Consider the following 19,674-nt stretch of genomic DNA (forward strand, 5'->3'; position numbering starts at 1 on the left):
TTATTCGATATTGCAACGCATAACGCTTATTATTCAAATGATGATTAAAAAGACTGGTTTTCTTTCTTATATTATAGAAGCGCTAAAAGCATTCTGTTTTATTTTTATGCCATTTTTCTTCAGTGTTTATACTGTTGCAGAGCAAACTCACTTTTCCAAAAAATTAATCGACGCTAACTATCATTTCAGTTATCAATTTCGAGATTATAAGGGTGAGACACAAGCGATCAGCTTTTCACTTCCTCAACAAAAAATATTTGATCGTTATCGGTCATTTTCAATTTATCAACCTAAGCTCGCTCATGAATATGTGAATAAGTCATTAAAAAAGCATTTTAATAAAACACCCATTCAAGGTGTTCAAGTGACATTTAAAGAGGCATACGATAATTTTCAAGCTGAGATAAAAAGTAATAATCCGCAATTACTGCAAGACACTTCAGAAAAAATAGCCCAACTTGAACAAACGTTTACTCAAGAGTACCTAGCCAAAAAATATTATCATCAATTTATAACACCAAACCAAACAATAGCCATTAAACCTGATCACGGCAGAATAGCGTTAGAATCCGTAAAGGATTTAAAATCTCTTAAAGAAATTATTCTAGAAAAATCAAATGTTAAAAATATTCGAATCGTATCAAATTATGTTTTAAATTTTGTCCAAAGTATTCCTTATTCAACATTGGAATCAAGGATCACATCCTCGGGAGCAGGCTTTAGTCCACCACTAAAATTATTATGGGAAAATCAAGGTGATTGCGACAGTAAAGTCACATTAACGGCTTCCCTTTTACGGGTATTAATGCCAAGGATAAAGTTAGCATTGATATATATTGAAAATCATGCTTTTATTGGCATAAAAGTCGCTCCACAAGATGATGATATTACCGTGGAACATCAAGGGATTACTTATGTGCTGGCAGAGCCTACAGGCCCTGCGGTGCTTGCGCTAGGAAAAATAGCGCCAGACTCAGAACAAGCCATTTACAATGGACATTATACGTTAGAAACATTTCACGATATTGTGCGCACACAACAATCAGCACAAGAGCAATCAATTGATGAAGTTGATGAAGATGAGTTTTTAAAACAATAGAGAGCTTTGTGAATAACTAGCTCTCTACCTTTGTTTTTCAAGCAGTACCATTAAAGCTTTAACTTTCTCGCTCGAAATTTTTTGCCTTTTAACTTGCCATTAGTGAGCGTTTTCACGGCTAAATCGGCAACGTTTTTATTCACAGCAACGTAAGCAGCAATAGCGGAAATTTGAATTTTGCCAATTTGCTCACCACTAATGGCTTTATTTCCGGTCAGTGCACCTAAAATATCGCCAGGACGTAATTTTTGTTTTTTACCCCCATCAATATGCAAGGTCACCATTTTAGCTTTGTTAATCGACGAATTTTCAACAACTAAGTCAGATAAGTCTTCTGGAGAAATTGAAATATTTAAATACTCTTCAAGTTTTATCACTTTATGAGCTTCTTTATGGCTGATCAAGGTACACGCCATCCCTTTATCACCAGCACGACCAGTACGCCCAATTCGATGTACATGTATTTCAGGGTCGTGTGCTAGTTGATAATTAATTACCATATCTAAATTATCAACATCTAAACCACGTGCAGCAACATCCGTTGCCACTAAAACATGAACACTTTTATTAGCAAAACAGATCAGGGTTTGATCTCTATCGCGTTGTTCTAAATCACCATTTAGCGCAGCACAGCTAAATCCACGCTCTTGTAAAGCCATGGCCAACGCTTGTGTTTCCACTTTGGTATTACAAAAAACCACCGCTGATTCAGGTTGATTAACCATCAATAACTTTTCTACGCCAGCAATTCTATCTTCGTCATTATCAACCTGATAAAAATGTTGGCTAATTGACGAATGGTCATGCTTAGACTCTACCTTCACCATCAATGGCTCAGTCATAATATGTTCAGTAATTGGTTTGATCTGCTTTGGGAACGTTGCACTAAACAATAAGTTTTGGCGTTTAGCTGGGCAAAGTGAAAAAATAAGCTCTAATGCATCTTGAAAGCCCATTTCTAACATTCTATCTGCTTCGTCTAACACTAGAGTCTTTAACTCATCTAAATTTAATCGACCTTTTCGTAAATGATCTTCAATACGTCCAGGCGTACCAACAATAATATGTGCGCCATGCTCTAAAGATCCAATTTGAGGCCCTGTTGGTGTACCGCCACACAAAGTAAGTACTTTTATATTGTGAATAGCACGAGCCAGTTTTCTAATTTCCTTAGCAACTTGATCGGCTAACTCTCTGGTTGGACATAACACCATAGCTTGCACACGAAAACGTTTTACATTTAAGTGATGCAATAAACCTAAACCAAATGCAGCCGTTTTACCTGAGCCAGTTTTACCTTGAGCAATAACATCTTTACCGGCAATAATAGCTGGTAAACTTTGTGCCTGAATAGGAGTCATTTGCTGATAACCAAGAGAAGCGAGGTTATCGATCAATTCAGGTGTTAGGTTAGTGTTGGAAAAATCAAGATCGGTCAAAATAATGGTCTGTTAAATATAAATGAGGGGGTAAGTATAGCAAGGACTCGCTTACAAGGAACCAGAATTCTCTTTGCCTCATTTAAATCAGCCAAAGTGAAGTAAAAATAATAGCGCTTTTAAGCCAAATAATTATTCATTTCATGCGAAGGCATTGGTTTATAAAAATAATAACCTTGACCATAAACACAATCCATTTGTGTCAATAACTCGGCATCCGCAAGGTTTTCAATGCCTTCACCCACGGTAGCCATTTGTAAATTCGTTGCCAGATCAACAATCGTCTTAATAATTGCCTGATGATTATTATGCTCATGAACATTGTTAATAAAGGAGCGGTCAATTTTCAATACATCAATCGGAAAACGATGAAGATAACTTAAGCTTGAATATCCTGTACCAAAATCATCAAGTAAGATTCTTACCCCCATTTTCTTTAATGCCATCATATTATCTAACACAATATCGCTATTTTCTAATAACGCTCTTTCTGTTAGCTCTATTCTTAAATGACGGGCATTCAGCCCTACTCGTTTAATAATAGTCGCAATATCTTTGGCTAAATTTGGACTAAAGAAATGTTCACAAAATAAGTTACAACTGACGTACAAATCGTCTCGGTCAAACTCAACATGCCAATTTTTTAGTTGTCGACAAGACTTTTCTAAAATCTGGAAATCAATATCGAGGACAAGTTTAGTTTCTTCTGCAAGAGGAATAAAATCATTAGGATAAACAAAACCACGTTTGTCACTTTTCCAACGTGCTAACGCTTCAAAACCAACAATTTCATGATCACTTAATCGCACTATCGGTTGAAAGAATGGCACAAACTCTTTTTCTTGAATCGCTTCACGAATATCAGCTTCCAGTAATAAAGCATTTTGTACTTTTTTATGCATACTGGAATCAAATACTTCATAACGACCTTTACCCATGTCTTTTGCATGATACATCGCGGTATCTGCGTCTCGAAGCATAATTTCAGCACTTTCATAACGATCATCATTAAATAACACGCCGATACTTGTGCCAATAAATACCGGTTGTTCAAGAATGATAAAAGGCGCTGACAATATTTCGGTAATACGTTGCGCAACATCATAGGCTTCTTGCGGGGTATCTAAATCTTCAATTAAAATAACAAATTCATCTCCGCCCAAACGAGCTACGGTATCTTTATTTCTAACGATAACAGAGAGTTCTTTGGCAATTTTTTTTAATAAGATATCTCCGGCATGATGCCCTAAACTATCGTTAACCACTTTGAAACGATCTAAGTCTAAAAAAAGTACTGCAAATTTAAAATCTGGACGGCGTTTATGGCAAGCAATTGCATGATTCAATAAATCGAGAAAAACCGTGCGATTAGGTAAACCCGTTAAGCTGTCGTGAGAGGCAGTATACTTAAGCTGCTCCTCCATTTGTTTCCGCTGTTTTATTTCATCTTCAAGTTCCGCCGTTCTCAATTTAACTTGCTGCTCTAGTAGCTCTTGGGTTTTACGCTCAAATTGTGCAAGCTCACGGCGTTTAATCGCCGTCGAAACATGTTGCGAGACAAAATTTAACAGTTCAGCATCTTGCTCAGTGTAAATAACATTGGTCTGGTAACTTTGAATAACCATGGCACCAATCACTTCGCTCGATTGCATTAAAGGGACACCCAACCATGACTTGGTTTTTCCATCCGGTTTATTCGTTTTCCCTTGTTCGCTTAAAGCCACCATATCATCATGATTGAGAAGAATTGTTTTCCCTTTTTGGATAACCAGTTCAGTATAGCCTTTAGAAAACTTTCTCGGTTCAAATTTGCCACGAATATCATCTGAACCTTCATCTTGCTCGGAATAATACACAAAAGATAAGAGATCTTTCGTTTTGTTATATTTGGCAATATAAAAGTTTTCGGCGTTAATCAATTGACCAACAATATTATGCACCATGTCATAAAATTTATTGATATCGATACTCGAGTCATTGGTTAACTCTGAAATTCGAAATAACGACTCTTGTAATAACTCTGATTTTTCTCGCTCACGGATCTGGCTCATCAACTCTTTAGTTCTAGCATCAACCGCTTTTTGCAAACGTTCTCTATCATGTAAACGTTCCATGGCTGCAACGATATGTTGTCCTGTAAACGTTAACATATCGAGGTCATTTTCTTGATAGCGAGTTGAATCGGTATAACTTTGTACGGCCATCACCCCAATAACAATACCACCGCTCATTAAAGGAACGCCAAGCCAATCAGTCCCCACGGTTCCCATATCTTTAATTTTGCCTTGCTCTTGGAGTTCATTGGCAACTTTTGGCGTTGCTAGTAAAGGTTCACCTGTTTCAATAACATGACAGGTCATTGAGCCTTTTAGATCATCAAAATCAACACAACCAGGAGGGGTACTATCTTTTTCGTCAACATGATAAACAAATTCTAAAGTAGAAAAAACTTGATCATATAGCACGATATAAAAGTTTTTTGCATTCATAATGGATGCAATAGCTTGGTGAACTTGACGGTAGAAAGTGTTGAGGTTAGCACATTCATTTGATAACTGATTAAGGGTAAATAAAGCCGTATAACGCTCTTCTAATTTACGATATTTTTTCAACAAAAGAATAGACTCTTTCGCTAAGTCACCATCTTCTTTTGATAATGAATTCATATAATTAGTTATTTCTTCCGCCATACTTTCACTTATAAACCTTTATGATAGTCAATGCATAATGACTGGAAATTAGATAAATTTCCAGCGTAACCTAGCCTTTATAACAACGATTTAACATTTATTGTTTAATGCCGGTTTTTTTTATTTCTTCGATATTTTTTTTATTACCACAAATACCTTGTTGGTGCTCATCGCGATAATACCTTATATCAATACAATCTTGTTGATACCGTCTTTCTAACTCGGTTCGAATTAAAGGTTTTCCCTTGGCTTGGGTAATTTTTCGTTGTAATAACTGACATTCTTGAATTTGCTCAGACGCCAACGTGACATCTTCACAGGCATTTTCTTGTGTAGCACAAGCGGATAAAACACTGACAGCAGTTACTGCAAAAATAGCCGAAATTTTCATATAAATAAGTTCAATTAATTAAAGATAAGTGATTTGATTATAGCGAGCGATTGCCTTTCTCGATAGTATTTAGGTAAACTCTATTTATTTGACCATTTAGACAAGATTTACATTATACTAGTAAACTATCACATAGACATATGAAGGAAAGGCTCATGAAGGTTCAAGTTGTTGACTATACTTCTGCAGATGCAGGACAACGCTTTGTTGAAAGCTTACGAGAAACTGGATTTGGTGTACTCACCAATCATCCTATACAACAAACATTAGTCGAGTCGATTTATCACGATTGGTATGAATTTTTTTGCCAAGAAGATAAACATAACTATGCATTTGATCCAGAAAAGCAAGATGGTTACTTTGCACCTGAAATTTCTGAAACAGCAAAAGGCCATAAACAAAAAGATATTAAAGAATATTTTCATATCTATCCTTGGGGCCGTGTTCCAGAATCATTAAAAAAAGATATTACTGATTACTATCAAAAAGCCTCAGATTTAGCGGCCGAATTACTCGATTGGGTTGAAAAATATAGTCCCGCTGATGTTGCTAAGAATTATTCTGAGCCATTATCAAATATGATTAAAGACACGCCTAATACTTTATTAAGAGTACTTCATTATCCACCACTAACGGGTGATGAAGAAGAAGGAGCTATTAGAGCAGCAGCTCACGAAGATATTAATTTATTAACTATATTACCAGCCGCAAATGAGCCTGGACTACAAGTACAAGAAAAAGATGGCACTTGGATAGACGTACCGGCGGATTTTGGTCACCTCATTATTAATATTGGCGATATGCTCCAAGAAGCTTCAGGAGGATATTTTCCTTCGACCAGCCATAGAGTGATTAATCCAACCGGAGAGAATGCCAAAAAATCACGTATTTCTTTACCGTTATTTTTGCACCCGAGAGACGAAGTGGTTTTATCCGAGCGACATACCCAAGAAAGTTATTTGCTTGAGCGTTTAAAAGAGCTAGGCGTTAAATAATGCAAAATATATCGGGCTATAACTAACATTTATTTATAGCCCAACCACACTTTATTCGATAACGTTCATTTATCGATAACTCCCGCTATTAACGCTTTTTACCCTATTATAGTTTAGAAAAATTTCATATATTTGAATCACTTTGATACGCGAGTAAAATTTCCAGATATTTTTAATGATCACAACTATGATTAACGTTAACATAGCGGCCTTTTTTTGGCGGTAAACTTTTCCTATGTATACAGCCTAAGTTGACAGAGTATTTTTTGGAGTTATATATGTCGTTTCACCCAGGACAACGTTGGATCAGTGATGGAGAATCAGATCAAGGATTAGGCACAGTAACGAGTGTTGAAAATAGATTTGTCACCGTTATGTTCACCGCAACCGGCGACATTCGAAAATACGCAAGTGATAATGCTCCGTTAACACGAGTTATTTTCAACCAAGGGGACATAATCCCAAGCCATGAAGGCTGGCAACTTGAAGTAAGCGCAGTAACCGAAAAGTCAGGACTTATCACTTATCTTGGCACACGCAAAGATACCGGTGAAGAAACTGAATTAAAAGAAGTGATGATAGATCACTTTATCAAGTTTAATAAGCCGCATGACCGTTTATTAAATGGGCAAGTTGATCGACTAGACTGGTTCCGTTTGCGCAAAGATTGTCTGCATCACCAATGCACGCAACAACAATCGACCTTAACCGGCTTAACGGGTGGTCGCGTTAGCCTAATTCCACATCAATTATACATAGCCGAAGAAGTGGGCAGTCGTTTTGCTCCACGTGTTTTATTAGCCGATGAAGTAGGTTTAGGGAAAACGATCGAAGCCGGTTTAATCATACATCAACAGCTTGTCACTGGCCGTGCCCAACGAATTTTAATTATTGTGCCTGAATCTTTGATGCATCAATGGCTCGTAGAAATGTTACGTCGTTTTAACTTACGCTTTAGTATTTTTGATGAAAGTCGCTGTCAAGAAATAGCCAATTCGGCCGATGAAGGCGAAGAAGTTAACCCGTTCAGTTCAGAGCAATTAGTACTGGTAAACTTAAGTTTTATCACGGATAACCCACAATGGTATGAATCGCTAATCGCCGAAGATTGGGATTTAATGGTTGTCGATGAAGCGCATCACTTGAATTGGCAAGTAGATAACGCCAGTACTGAATATTTATGTGTAGAACAATTAGCACAGACAATTCCAGGCGTATTGCTGTTAACCGCAACCCCAGATCAACTAGGTCATGAAAGTCACTTTGCACGTTTACGCTTATTAGACCCAGACCGATTTTTTGATTACGACACTTTTATTGAAGAAGAGCAGCATTACACAGAAGTTGCTGATGCTGCAAATGCCTTGGTCGCGAAAGAAGCACTAACACAGCCGCAGATTGAAACGCTCCAACACTTATTAAAAGAAAGTGATATCAGTGAACAACTTACCCAGATCAATCAAGCCCACAATGAAGTAGCTCAAGATACAGTTCGACAATCTGTATTAAATCAATTACTTGATCGCCACGGTACCGGCCGTATTTTATTTAGAAATAGCCGTAATACCATCAAAGGTTTCCCAGAAAGAAAACTAAATGCGGCGCCACTCGCTTTACCTGAACAGTATCAAGACAAAATTGAAGACTTTTTACTGAGCGATAATATCGAGCAACTGAAATCCAATAAACAAACGAAATACATCGCGACTCCTGAAATGCTATACGGCTTAGATGGCCTTGAAAATTGGTACGATTTTGACCCCCGTGTCGATTTTTTGATTGAACTGCTGAATACTTTAAATAAAGAAAAAGTACTCGTTATTTGTGCCCATGCCCAAACAGCTATTGAGTTAGAAACAGCTTTACGCGTGAAAGAAGGCATAAGAGCAGCTGTATTCCATGAAGGCTTAAGCATTTTTGAACGTGATCGCGCGGCGGCCTATTTTGCTCAAGATGAAGATAGCGCACAAGTCTTGTTATGTTCAGAAATAGGAAGTGAAGGGCGTAATTTTCAATTTGCTCATCATCTGGTGTTATTTGATTTACCAAGCAACCCTGATCTGTTAGAACAGCGTATTGGTCGACTCGATCGTATCGGACAAACACAAACCATACAATTGCATGTACCTTACTTTGAACATTCTGCACAGAGCATTTTATTTCAATGGTATCAACATGGATTAAATGCCTTTGAACACACTTGTATAACTGGCCGTGCGGTTTATGAATCGTTTTCTGAACAATTAACACAATTAACCTTATCGGCATCTGCAGATGAAAAAGACATTGCTTCATTTATCACATTAAGTCATGAAAAGCATTTATCGTTGAAAGCCGATCTGGAGTCTGGTCGAGATAAATTATTAGAATTAAACTCTTCTGGGCAAGGTAAAGCAGAGCAGCTAGTGGAACGGATTATTAAACAAGATAGTCAAATTCACTTACCACAATTTATGTTTCAAGTGCTTGATGTTTTTGGTATCGCACAAGATGATAAATCAGACAATGCTATAGCCTTACAACCAACAGAGCATATGCTTACTGGCAATTTTCCGTGCTTACCTGATGATGGCACGACCATTACTTTCCACCGAGATACCGCCTTAGCGTGTGAAGATTATCATTTACTGACATGGGATCACCCTATGGTGACCGGCGCGATGGATTTAGTGTTGTCGGATGAAATAGGCAATGCCAGTATTGGTTTATTAAAAAATCCAGCATTACCAGCAGGCACCTTCTTTTTAGAGTGTATTTTTACTATAGAAGCAATTGCTCCTAGTGAATTACAATTGAATCGCTATTTACCCGTGACGCCAATTCGCGTATTAGTCGATAAAAATGGCAATGACTTAGCTGATAAAGTCAGTGAAGCCATTTTAGATCAACAACTGAGTCCAGTTAAAAAACAAGTCTCGTTACAGTTAGTAAAAGCGTTAAAAGATCAAGTTGCTCCACTAGTTGCGAAAGCAGAAAAGCATGCCGAGCAACAAGTTGCGGCGATACAGGCCAGAGCCCAAACAAGTATGCAAGATAAGCTTGAACAAGAATATTCTCGACTTACCGCGTTAAAGGCAATTAATCCAAGTGTTCGCCAAGAAGAAATAGACTATATTAAAGTTCAGCAAAGTGAATTAACCAATTATATTCATAAAGCACAGTTAAAGTTTGAAGCGATTCGTTTGGTGGTTGTCAGTAACTAGTAACTGACAACCCAGCTTATTCAATTAATATAATAAGAGAGTAGAGATTGGCCGCAAATCCTGATTTTATTTATCGCCCACCGATGACGCCTTATCTTGATATAGTTTATCAAGATGACGATATAGTGGTGTTAAATAAACCAAGCGGCCTACTTACGGTTCCTGGCCGTTTAGCTGAACATAAAGATTGCTTACAAAATCGTGTCCAAACAATATTACCAACCGCCACAATCGTTCACCGTTTAGATATGGCAACTTCCGGTATTATTTTAATGGCATTAAATAAACCGGCACATGTTGAGATCAGTCGTCAATTTGAAAAACGTCAGACCCAAAAGTCATATATCGCTCGAGTATACGGTAAAGTAGAAAACCAAACAGGCTCAGTCGATCAACCGTTAATTTGTGATTGGCCGAATCGCCCAAAACAAAAAGTTGATCATCAACACGGTAAAAAATCTCTAACCCATTATCGGGTTTTATCGTATCAAGAAAATTCAACCTTAGTTGAGTTAACCCCTGTAACGGGTCGTTCTCATCAATTGCGAGTACATATGCTGTCTTTAGGTCATCCGATTTTAGGTGATCGACTTTATGCCCATGATAAGGCGCTTACTATTAGTCCAAGGTTACAACTTCACGCACAGTGGTTAACAATAACGCATCCTGTGACAAAGCAATCCATTACCTTTAACGCCACTTGCCCATTCAATTGATTTTCTTACAAATAGTTTTTAAAACTACCCCTAAAAACCATTTGATTCTATCGACTAAAGATAATCTAATGGAGAAAATGGCAAAATGGCCGATATAAATTTCAATATGTTTAATAATTTTTATAGGACAGTTGTGACTCGTCATTCATTACGGTTAATCACAGTAATTTTTGTCTGCTTTTTATTGGCGATGACTAATCTTGCCGCTGCCGTGCAAGCAGAAAATAACGACAATAAAACCGCCGAACAAACAACACAACCAGAAGAAACAAAACAAGACAAGCAAGAAGAAGCTTCAACAAGCGAAACGGAAGATGAAACAGCATCAGCCACTAAAAAAGCGCTAAGAAGTAATATTGATATCAGCGCTCCTATTGATACCTTTATCAATAAAAAAAATGATCTTGAACATTACTTACCTGCTGAAATTATTCAACCAATGTTGGTGGGGCCAAATGACCATATTACTTTGGTAAACACCAATAATGCGATCAGCAATAAAGGCGTGATGATTTTATTACCTGATTGGCAACAAACCGCCGCGAGTCCAAAAGCATTAAATGCTTTAAGAAATAATTTACCGGATCAAGGTTGGACTACTATCAGTATTTTACCCCCCAACAAGCCTAACAATTATCCATCGCAGGCAATCAGTCAAACAGCTAGAGAAGAAGACAACAACAAGATTCTCACAGAATATCAGCAGCAACTTGCTAACCTAGTATCCGCCGTGATGACAAAGGCAAAAAGTTATCCCGGAATTATCGTTATTGTCGCCGAGGGACACCACGCTGCGTTATTGCTCAATATTTATCAAGAAGAATTAGCTGAACAGCCAACAGCATTAATTATGTTAAGTGCACATTTAAATGATACCCAAACGAATGTTAGCTCAGCTAAAAGCTTATCCTTATTAGAACTACCTGTACTGGATTTATACCTAAAAGCTGATAACCACTTAGTTGACAGCAGCCTAAAATTAAGAAAAAAATTCGTCAACCAAGAATTAAAGTCTAATTTTAGACAAATGAAAATTTACAATACCCGTACCGGCTATTACCCTTCAATGCCACTAATTAAAGCGATTAACGGCTGGCTAAAATCAATTGGCTGGTAAGTTTAACCCTGTATAAAAAAGCGTTTATTTAAATAAACGCTTTAGGTAATGAGTCTTGATTGGAAATGACGTTTTCAGAACAATGTGAAAATTAATTAAGATCAGAATCAACCCAATATTTTGTCCCTTGTAAAGTGGCTTGTAACGCTAATCCATTCTCGGTCATTTGATAAATTGACACGCCGTTTACCACAGTGACAGCTTTACTGCCTTCTGCGCCTTTTTTACCTGATTTTGCAGCAACATCCGCTTGACCTGAAAAATCCCAGCCGTATTCAATAAAGTCATTTAAGGCATCGCGAGTATGGAAAATAAACACGGCACTAAAGTCTTTTACTCCAAAGCCTATTCCAATGCCTGCAGAGCCCATATTCATATATGTATTCTTACCTGATTGATTATCATGTACGACTCCACTACCGCCTCCAGCAGAAAAAAAGACTAAATTAACACCAATATTTGAAAACACAGCATAACCTTTTGCCTCCGCTATTTTTTCTTTTACGCTCGGCTCTTCTTGATAAAGTTTAGCTAATACGTCTTTACTCATATCAAGCACTTCTTGTCGATCAGCTTGTTTATCCGCGAGTACATTCAACGATATCAATGCGCAGATCATAACTATTAAATATTTTTTCATTAAACTTTCCTTACGTGAAATAAACTCTAATATTCAAAATACAACTTCAACTGCTCAGTAAAAACACCTGAGGCCCTGTTCAATAATTTATAAGTTTAGTTGAATATCGTTAACTTCCTTTCTTGATTTCAGTAACCATTTCATAAGCGGCTTGAATATCCTGTGTTTTTTGTTTAGCAACATCCATCATTTCTGGCGGTAACCCCTTCGCAACTAATTTATCTGGGTGATGTTGTGCCATCAATTTACGATAAGCTTTTTTGATTTCTTGACTTGTACTAGATTTATTCACCCCTAATAACTTATAAGCATTATCTAACTGTTGTGTCGTAGCAGGACCTTTAGCACTTTGTTGATGAAAATTAGCGCCAGCGATGATCATCTCTAATAATTGGTCTAACTGATGAACTGAAAAGCCTAAAATTTTGGCGATACGGTGTAACGCTTCTCGCTCAGCGATATCTAAATCACCATCGGCAAACGCTACTTGGATTTGGATCTCAAGAAAAAGTAACAATAAATCTTGTCGATTAAAACAACTACGTTTGAACTTTTTTAATTGTTCATCAAGTGGAAAACCCGCCATTTTCCCTTCTCGAAAAGCATCTTGCGCTTGTTGTTTCATTTCGCTATTTAAGCCCAGCTTATCCATATAAGCGCTAGCAAAAGCAATTTCATGTTGTGTTACTTGGCCGTTAGCCTTAGCAACAAACCCCATGGCCGCAAAAGTGCTATAAAAGAAATTCGCCTGACGAGTTTCGTCGGTTTGTTTGGCGAGTCCGTCAAAGTCAAAGCCACTGCCTTGATCAAAACGATGTCCTAACCATAATCCTAACAGAGCACCAAAAATATTTTTACTCAACATAAAGCCAAATAAAAAACCAAATACTTTACCCCAAATCCTCATTTATCCCTTGCCCTGTATGTGTTTATTAAGTTGTTGCAATCGTTCTGGCGTACCAACATCTGTCCATAAGCCAGACAATTTTTCTCCGCTAATTTGCTGTTTTTCCATGGCCGCTTTTAAAATGGGTGCTAATGGCATTACTTTATTTTCGAGATAAGCCTGAAAAAGTGACGGTCGATATAAGCCAATGCCACTAAAGGTAAAGCAGTGTTGCTGTAATGCTGTTTCTCCTTCCATTTCAGCTTGCTGCTTACTCTGTAACACGCCATCTTTTAAAAAAAAGTCGCCGGACAAATTATGTGCAGGATTATCTACCAACCATAAGTGCGCTTGTTGTTGTTCTGTTAACTTGGGTAATTGCGAGAAATCATAATCGATATATATATCGCCATTGACCACTAAAAAAGGTTCGTTTTTCTCTGCTAACTTCGGCAAAGCTTTGATAATGCCACCAGCTGTTTCTAACGCACCATCCTTCTCCCAGCTGTACTGAATATTCACCCCAAATTTTTCACCGTTTTGCAAATAATCAACAATACATTCTCCAAGCCATGCGAGGTTAATGACGATATCGCTGACACCAATATTTGCTAATTTCTTGATGTGATATTCAATCAATGGAATACCCGCAACCTTGAGTAAGGGTTTAGGAAGATGATCGGTTAAAGGTCGCATTCTTTCGCCACGACCCGCGGCTAAAATCATTGCTTTCATACTGCTGCTTCCGCCATTTTTTGAGATAACTTAGGCATGACCGTATTGGTCACTAATGATTCAAGAAAATAACACTCTGGATATTGTGCACTAATATCAACAATATATGACAAGGTTAACGGGATATCACTCAAATAGCCGGGCTTGCCATCACGATGATATAGACGTGCGAAAATACCGCTAGCTTTTATATGACGTTGTAATCCCATCAAATCAAACCACTGTTGCCATTGTTGCGCATTAATATGTTGCAACGAAAACTGCGATGACATTTTACCAACAAAATAATCCAATAAAGGCATGACTTGTTCTCGAGGCCACTTCACATAACAATCACGCAATAATGAAACAACGTCATACGTAATAGGGCCAATTACCGCGTCTTGAAAATCAATAACCGCTAATTCATTGTCGACCAGCATTAAGTTTCGACTATGAAAGTCTCTATGCATCACCACTTGCGGTTGTTCCAGTGCATTGCTAATAAGAAAGTCAAAACAGGTTTGTAATTGTGTTTCTTGTTCGTGCGTCAGTTGAATATCTAAATGTTTATGGAGTAACCATTTTGAAAATATATCCAATTCTAATTGGACAAATGCCTTATCATAAACAGGTAAATTCTGTTGAGATATGGATGCGATTTTTGGCAATAACAATATTGCTTGCTGATAGTATTTAGCCATATTGTCTAACGTTAACACGGTTGACAATTCGCAATTGCCCAAATCACTTAAACACATAAAACCTTGCTGTTCATCACAAGCAAGTACTTCTGGTACCTTAACTCCTACTTGTGTTAATTGCTTTTGTACAGATAAAAACGCGGAGTTATTACATTTATCAACAGGAGAGTCTACCGCAATAAACGACTGTTCATCTTTCTGAAAACGAAAATAGCGTCGAAATCCCGCGTCACCATTCATCGAAGTTAATACGCACTTCTCTAGTAAAAAAAAGTCCATTAACCACTGCGTTAATTGCTTTTGCCTTAAATTTTCCAAAAATACCACCTATCACTATCTATAGCAGCCAATATAACCAATTCGCATGACAAAGAAAATTGCTATATTATTAATGCGTTTAACGTTAAAATATCTTCTGATACGCAAAATGCGTAAAAATGAATTTCACTTATCGGATTTTTAATGCCTTTTTCCCGCACATTGCTATTATTTTTTATTGGCACCCTGATAACAAATACCGTTTCTGCTCAAGCTGAAAATGTTCTAAATAACAGTGCGATTAGCTGTCCTATTCCTGTGCATCCGCCAATCGGTACATTGGATAATAATTTTGACCTCAATGCTCTAAATATTTTATCAAAATCATCGATGATCAAAAAAAATCAAGTGGCGAAATTTTCAGGAGGAGTAACATTATTCAATCAAGCTCATACCATTAAAGCGGATGATATAGAAATAAATCGTGAAAATGCTTTAATTAATGCACAAGGCAATATTCATTTCCAAAACCAAGGCGTTGATATTTTTGCTTCTCAATTAAGTGCCAGTAAAGCAATGCAAGCCACCTTATTATCAAACTCGTCTTACCAACTTGCGGGAAATCCTGGCCACGGAAGTGCTGCAGAAATATCGGTAAATACTGATGGTACTCTGTCTTTAATTGATTCGAGTTTTACAACTTGTTACGGCGAAACACCCGATTGGCAAATGAAGGCCAGTGAAATTAATATTTCGGTGAGTGAAAACTACGGTGAAGCCTATAACGCTCGCTTTAAAGTCTTTGATATTCCAGTACTTTACATTCCTTATTTTACTTTCCCTGTTAATAATGAAAGAAAATCAGGCTTTTTATACCCTAAAATTAGCACCACGAAACGTTCAGGGCTTGAGATCGAAATTCCTTATTATTGGAATATTGCGCCAAATGTAGATGCCACTATCACCCCTAGATACATGTCAAAACGTGGTACTCAGTTACTGACAGAACTTCGTTATTTGTCAGGACTGCAAAACGGCTCCTTCAATATTGAATACCTAAATAAAGATGACGAATTAAAAGCGAATAATGACCCACGATATCTAGCAAGATTTCAACATACCGGTACTTTTTCTGACAACTATCGCGCCTATGTCGATTACACAACCATTAGTGATGACAACTATTTAGTCGATATTAAAAGTAATCAATATAACTCCAATGATGCTTACCTTTATCAAGTGGGCGAACTCGCTTTTTTTGAAAAAAATTGGCAAGCTAAAATTCAACTGCAAGATTTTGAAATACTTGGTGAACATAAAACCAGTTATAGAACGGTTCCACACATTGAATTAAATAGTTTTCAGCCTCTACCCTTTTTAAATGGGCAGTTCGACCTTTATTCAGAAATGACTCGTTTCACTACTTCTAATAGAGATTTACCTGAAGCAGAGCGATATCACTTTGAAGCAGGGGCGATTTTTCCAATATCTAGCCCCGCATGGTTCTTAAATTCAGAGTTTAAATTATTACAAACGAATTACCGTCAAAGCAGGTTATCCTCAACCAGCAAGTTACAAGAAAGTGTCAACCGAACGATCCCAAAAGTGCGTTTTCATGGTGGCGTTAACTTTGATCGTGACATGCCTTTATTTGAACAAAACTACACACAAACCTTAGAGCCACAAATTCAATACCTTTACGTTCCAGATAAAGATCAATCGATGATTGGCGTTTATGATACTGCGACATTACAAGATGATTTTAGTGGCTTATTTAGAGATAAACGTTTTAGCGGAATAGATCGTATCGCGAAAGCGAATCAATATTCATGGGGGGTAACAAGCCGAATTTTAGACCCGTCAAGTATTGAATTGTTTCGTATGAGTGTCGGGCGAATCGTCTATTTAAATAACAGTAATATTGCTGTTGATGCCGAACAAGGTATCGCAGCCGATGAATCAGCGCTAGCGAGTGAAGTATTTATTCAATTAAGTCGAAATTGGCAGTTTAGTGGTGATATTCAATATAACACCAAAGATAACATTACCAATAAAAGCCAAACTAGCTTAGATTACTTATTTACAAATAATCACTCAATACAATTGAACCATAGATACAGTCGTAGTGTCTCAGGTACTAAGTTAGAGCAAGCATCCCTTTTGGCAAACTTTACGATAAATAAAGATTGGCAATTTGTTGGACGTATCGCTCAAGACTTACAAAATAAGCGTAGCCTTGAAACCTATGCAGGATTTCAATATGAAAGTTGTTGTTGGGCGATACGTTTTGCGTATCATCGCCATATCAACTCGAATATCGATGAAGAAGACTTTATTAATGAAAACCGCGATGAATTCGATAGTGGATTTATGGTACAGTTTATCATTAAAGGATTAGGTGGTAGTCAACAACCAATAAATACCGATGAAATGTTCAACGAAAGTATTTTTGGCTATAAACGCCCCTATTTTCTCAACAATTAGATGAAGAAATCAAAATTACATGAAAACCTTATTTAAAATTTTTACCTTAACGATTGCAACCTTAAGTGTTAGTTCATTAAGCTTAGCAAAAGAAGTTGAACTAGATCGTGTTGCTGTCATCGTTAATACCGGTGTGGTACTTGAATCTGAAGTTACTGAATTAATTGATAACATTAAACAGCAAGCAGAAAAAAACAACCAAACTTTACCCCGCGATAAAGCTTTACGTGTTCAAGTTATTGATAAACTCATTGATGATACATTGGTATTAGAAATAGGTAATCGAATGGGGGTTCAGGTAAGTGATGCCCAGCTTGACGAAACAATAAGCAATATGGCGAGAGAAAATAACTTAACCCTGGAACAATTTCGCCAAGCCATTGTAAAAGACAATATCGATTACGAAAAATATCGAGAAAATGTTCGTAAAGAATTAATTTCAGGTGAAGTTCGCCGCAGCAGCGTTCGTCGTCGTATTTACATTTCACCGCAAGAAATTGCCAACTTACTTTCAGTCATGAAAGAACAAACCAATAGCGATGTTGAATATCGTTTAGGTCATATCTTAATAGAATTTCCACCTGAGCCAAACCAAGAAGACATGAATGCTGCAAAAGTGCGCGCTGAAAAAGTTATCGCATTATTAAATGACGGTAGTGATTTTGCTCGTATCGCCATCGCATCTTCTGGTGGTGCTAAAGCCCTTGAAGGGGGAGATTTAGGCTGGAAAAACATCAACGAAATGCCCACTCTATTCTCAGAGATTATCGAAGGAAAAGATAAGGGCACGGTATTAGGTCCAATTAGAACAGGGCTAGGATACAGCATTGTTAAAGTTGTCGACATTCGCGGCCGTCAAGTCGTTGAAATTGAAGAAGTAAACGCACGTCATATCTTAATTACGCCATCTATTATTTTAAGTGAAGCGAAAGCAGAAGAAACATTAAAAGGCTTAAGAGAACAAATTATCTCAGGAGAAGCTGACTTTGCAGATTTAGCAAAAGAGTATTCTGACGGTCCAACATCCGTTAAAGGTGGAGAGCTAGGTTGGGCCGATCCAAGATCTTACGACCCAGCTTTTTCATCAGCGCTTGCGGCACTCAATGTTGATGAAGTCAGTCAACCGTTCCGTTCATCCTTTGGTTGGCACATTGCTGAATTAACTGGCCGTCGTACATTAGATGCCACCAAACAAATGAATGAAAATAAAGCACATCAACTGTTATATCAACGTAAATTTGGCATGGAAAGCGCGCGTTGGATCAAAGAATTACGCGATGAAGCATACATCGAAATTTTAGCACAGGACTCAGAATAATGGTGAGACGAATAGCAGTCACACCGGGGGAACCAGCGGGTATTGGTCCAGATCTTATTATTGAGATGGCCCAAAAAGACTGGCCAGAACAAATTATTGTCGTGGCTTCAGAACAGCTGCTAAGAGATAGAGCAAAAGCACTCAATGTCGAATTAAATTTTATTATTTATGATGAATCACTTGCAGCAACGCCACATCAAGCAAATACGTTGACGATATTACCAATTGAGTTGGATGCACCTTGTATTATTGGTGAACTCGATTCTGCAAACGGACATTATGTTGTTGAAACATTACGTATTGCCTGTGAAAAAAATATCAATGGTGATTTTGATGCTGTCGTGACAGGACCGGTTCATAAGGGGCTTATTAACAAAGCAGGTATCGCATTTAGTGGCCATACAGAATACTTTGCCCATCAAGCAAATTGTAGCGATGTGGTAATGATGTTAGCAACAGAAGGATTACGTGTTGCCTTAGTCACTACACATATTCCTCTGCAATATGTCTCAAAAGCAATTACCGTTGAGCGACTAAAAAAAGTCACCCAAATTCTGCACCATGATTTAGTCACAAAATTTGGTATTGCCGCACCTAAAATTTATGTATGCGGAATTAATCCCCATGCTGGAGAAGATGGTCATTTAGGCCGAGAAGAAATTGAAGTCATGAATCCGGCGTTGGATGAATTACGTGCTGAAGGAATTAATGCCATTGGTCCTTTACCTGCCGATACCATCTTTCAAGAAAAATATTTATCACAAGCCGATGCCATTTTAAGCATGTATCACGACCAAGGCTTACCTGTATTAAAATATAAAGGTTTTGGCAAGTCAGTAAACATCACTTTAGGCTTACCTTTTATTCGTACATCAGTTGATCACGGTACAGCCGTTGAGTTAGCAGGAACAGGACAAGCGGATGCTGGCAGTTTTTATCAGGCGATAAATACAGCAATAACATTAGCGAACAATCAAGCTTAATATACACACTAAGTGATCACACGATACGAACACTTAG

The 19,674-nt window shown here is 37.6% G+C and carries 15 protein-coding genes; 8 read left to right on the top strand and 7 right to left on the bottom strand.

From position 1 onward, the window contains the following. The first annotated feature begins 37 nt into the window (after positions 1–37). A complete protein-coding gene (locus tag ABXH06_RS02625) occupies positions 38–1,099 on the top strand; it encodes a hypothetical protein (RefSeq protein ID WP_353517183.1) in 1,062 nt (353 codons plus the stop codon). 50 nt (positions 1,100–1,149) lie between these two features. Here ABXH06_RS02625 and dbpA read toward each other — a convergent pair whose 3' ends face one another. The 3 genes from dbpA to ABXH06_RS02640 form a co-directional block, all read right to left on the bottom strand. Next, a complete protein-coding gene (dbpA, locus tag ABXH06_RS02630) occupies positions 1,150–2,538 on the bottom strand; it encodes an ATP-dependent RNA helicase DbpA (RefSeq protein ID WP_353517184.1) in 1,389 nt (462 codons plus the stop codon). Positions 2,539–2,657: 119 nt separating this feature from the next. Then, positions 2,658–5,228 carry a sensor domain-containing phosphodiesterase gene (locus ABXH06_RS02635; RefSeq protein WP_353517185.1) on the bottom strand — a complete coding sequence of 857 codons (2,571 nt, stop codon included), beginning with the start codon at positions 5,226–5,228 and terminating at the stop codon, positions 2,658–2,660. A gap of 97 nt (positions 5,229–5,325) precedes the next feature. Beyond that, positions 5,326–5,619 carry a hypothetical protein gene (locus ABXH06_RS02640; protein WP_311578698.1) on the bottom strand — a complete coding sequence of 98 codons (294 nt, stop codon included), beginning with the start codon at positions 5,617–5,619 and terminating at the stop codon, positions 5,326–5,328. Positions 5,620–5,774: 155 nt separating this feature from the next. Here ABXH06_RS02640 and ABXH06_RS02645 point away from each other — a divergent pair, with 155 nt between their 5' ends. From ABXH06_RS02645 to ABXH06_RS02660, 4 genes are all read left to right on the top strand, one after another. Further along, on the top strand, positions 5,775–6,614 hold the full coding sequence (locus ABXH06_RS02645) for an isopenicillin N synthase family dioxygenase (protein WP_353517186.1): 840 nt from the start codon (positions 5,775–5,777) through the stop codon (positions 6,612–6,614). Positions 6,615–6,892: 278 nt separating this feature from the next. Further along, entirely contained in the window at positions 6,893–9,817 is a 2,925-nt protein-coding gene (gene rapA, locus ABXH06_RS02650) for an RNA polymerase-associated protein RapA (RefSeq protein ID WP_353517187.1), read from the top strand. An 83-nt stretch (positions 9,818–9,900) separates the two neighbouring features. Further along, entirely contained in the window at positions 9,901–10,533 is a 633-nt protein-coding gene (gene rluA, locus ABXH06_RS02655; protein WP_353517241.1) for a bifunctional tRNA pseudouridine(32) synthase/23S rRNA pseudouridine(746) synthase RluA, read from the top strand. 133 nt (positions 10,534–10,666) lie between these two features. Continuing rightward, a complete protein-coding gene (locus tag ABXH06_RS02660) occupies positions 10,667–11,650 on the top strand; it encodes a DUF3530 family protein (RefSeq protein ID WP_353517188.1) in 984 nt (327 codons plus the stop codon). Between the two features lie 91 nt (positions 11,651–11,741). On the opposite strand, the gene ABXH06_RS02665 is transcribed toward ABXH06_RS02660, so the two are convergent. The 4 genes from ABXH06_RS02665 to ABXH06_RS02680 form a co-directional block, all read right to left on the bottom strand. Beyond that, positions 11,742–12,290 (bottom strand): lipid-binding SYLF domain-containing protein, encoded by a 549-nt coding sequence (locus tag ABXH06_RS02665; RefSeq protein WP_311578710.1) that lies wholly within the window; start codon positions 12,288–12,290, stop codon positions 11,742–11,744. Positions 12,291–12,399: 109 nt separating this feature from the next. Continuing rightward, positions 12,400–13,197, bottom strand: coding sequence for a co-chaperone DjlA (gene djlA, locus ABXH06_RS02670; RefSeq protein ID WP_353517189.1), 798 nt, complete (start codon positions 13,195–13,197; stop codon positions 12,400–12,402). Beyond that, positions 13,198–13,911: an N-acetylmuramate alpha-1-phosphate uridylyltransferase MurU gene (murU, locus tag ABXH06_RS02675; protein ID WP_353517190.1), complete on the bottom strand. Its 714-nt coding sequence runs from the start codon at positions 13,909–13,911 to the stop codon at positions 13,198–13,200. Further along, on the bottom strand, positions 13,908–14,921 hold the full coding sequence (locus ABXH06_RS02680; RefSeq protein WP_503012474.1) for an aminoglycoside phosphotransferase family protein: 1,014 nt from the start codon (positions 14,919–14,921) through the stop codon (positions 13,908–13,910). Before ABXH06_RS02680 ends, murU begins: the two co-directional genes overlap by 4 nt. Positions 14,922–15,056: 135 nt before the next feature. Between ABXH06_RS02680 and ABXH06_RS02685 the strand changes: the two genes are divergently transcribed. The 3 genes from ABXH06_RS02685 to pdxA are packed head-to-tail and all read left to right on the top strand — an operon-like array spanning position 15,057 to position 19,637. Then, positions 15,057–17,336, top strand: a complete 2,280-nt coding sequence (locus ABXH06_RS02685; RefSeq protein WP_311578721.1) for an LPS-assembly protein LptD — start codon at positions 15,057–15,059, stop codon at positions 17,334–17,336. Positions 17,337–17,355: 19 nt separating this feature from the next. Further along, a complete protein-coding gene (surA, locus tag ABXH06_RS02690; protein WP_311578724.1) occupies positions 17,356–18,654 on the top strand; it encodes a peptidylprolyl isomerase SurA in 1,299 nt (432 codons plus the stop codon). Next, a complete protein-coding gene (pdxA, locus tag ABXH06_RS02695; RefSeq protein ID WP_353517192.1) occupies positions 18,654–19,637 on the top strand; it encodes a 4-hydroxythreonine-4-phosphate dehydrogenase PdxA in 984 nt (327 codons plus the stop codon). The genes surA and pdxA overlap by 1 nt, the downstream gene beginning before the upstream one ends. Positions 19,638–19,674: the final 37 nt, after the last annotated feature.

Origin of the sequence: Thalassotalea sp. SU-HH00458, from assembly GCF_040362795.1 — a bacterium.
Lineage (GTDB): Bacteria > Pseudomonadota > Gammaproteobacteria > Enterobacterales > Alteromonadaceae > Thalassotalea_H > Thalassotalea_H castellviae.

Excerpts from the sequence above, each read along its gene's own strand:
- ABXH06_RS02625 (WP_353517183.1), top strand. The coding sequence starts at position 38 with ATGATGATTAAAAAGACTGGTTTTCTTTCTTATATTATAGAAGCGCTA.
- ABXH06_RS02635 (WP_353517185.1), bottom strand. The coding sequence starts at position 5,228 with ATGGCGGAAGAAATAACTAATTATATGAATTCATTATCAAAAGAAGAT.
- ABXH06_RS02640 (WP_311578698.1), bottom strand. The coding sequence starts at position 5,619 with ATGAAAATTTCGGCTATTTTTGCAGTAACTGCTGTCAGTGTTTTATCC.
- ABXH06_RS02645 (WP_353517186.1), top strand. The coding sequence starts at position 5,775 with ATGAAGGTTCAAGTTGTTGACTATACTTCTGCAGATGCAGGACAACGC.
- rapA (WP_353517187.1), top strand. The coding sequence starts at position 6,893 with ATGTCGTTTCACCCAGGACAACGTTGGATCAGTGATGGAGAATCAGAT.
- rluA (WP_353517241.1), top strand. The coding sequence starts at position 9,901 with ATGACGCCTTATCTTGATATAGTTTATCAAGATGACGATATAGTGGTG.
- ABXH06_RS02665 (WP_311578710.1), bottom strand. The coding sequence starts at position 12,290 with ATGAAAAAATATTTAATAGTTATGATCTGCGCATTGATATCGTTGAAT.
- djlA (WP_353517189.1), bottom strand. The coding sequence starts at position 13,197 with ATGAGGATTTGGGGTAAAGTATTTGGTTTTTTATTTGGCTTTATGTTG.
- murU (WP_353517190.1), bottom strand. The coding sequence starts at position 13,911 with ATGAAAGCAATGATTTTAGCCGCGGGTCGTGGCGAAAGAATGCGACCT.
- ABXH06_RS02685 (WP_311578721.1), top strand. The coding sequence starts at position 15,057 with ATGCCTTTTTCCCGCACATTGCTATTATTTTTTATTGGCACCCTGATA.
- surA (WP_311578724.1), top strand. The coding sequence starts at position 17,356 with ATGAAAACCTTATTTAAAATTTTTACCTTAACGATTGCAACCTTAAGT.
- pdxA (WP_353517192.1), top strand. The coding sequence starts at position 18,654 with ATGGTGAGACGAATAGCAGTCACACCGGGGGAACCAGCGGGTATTGGT.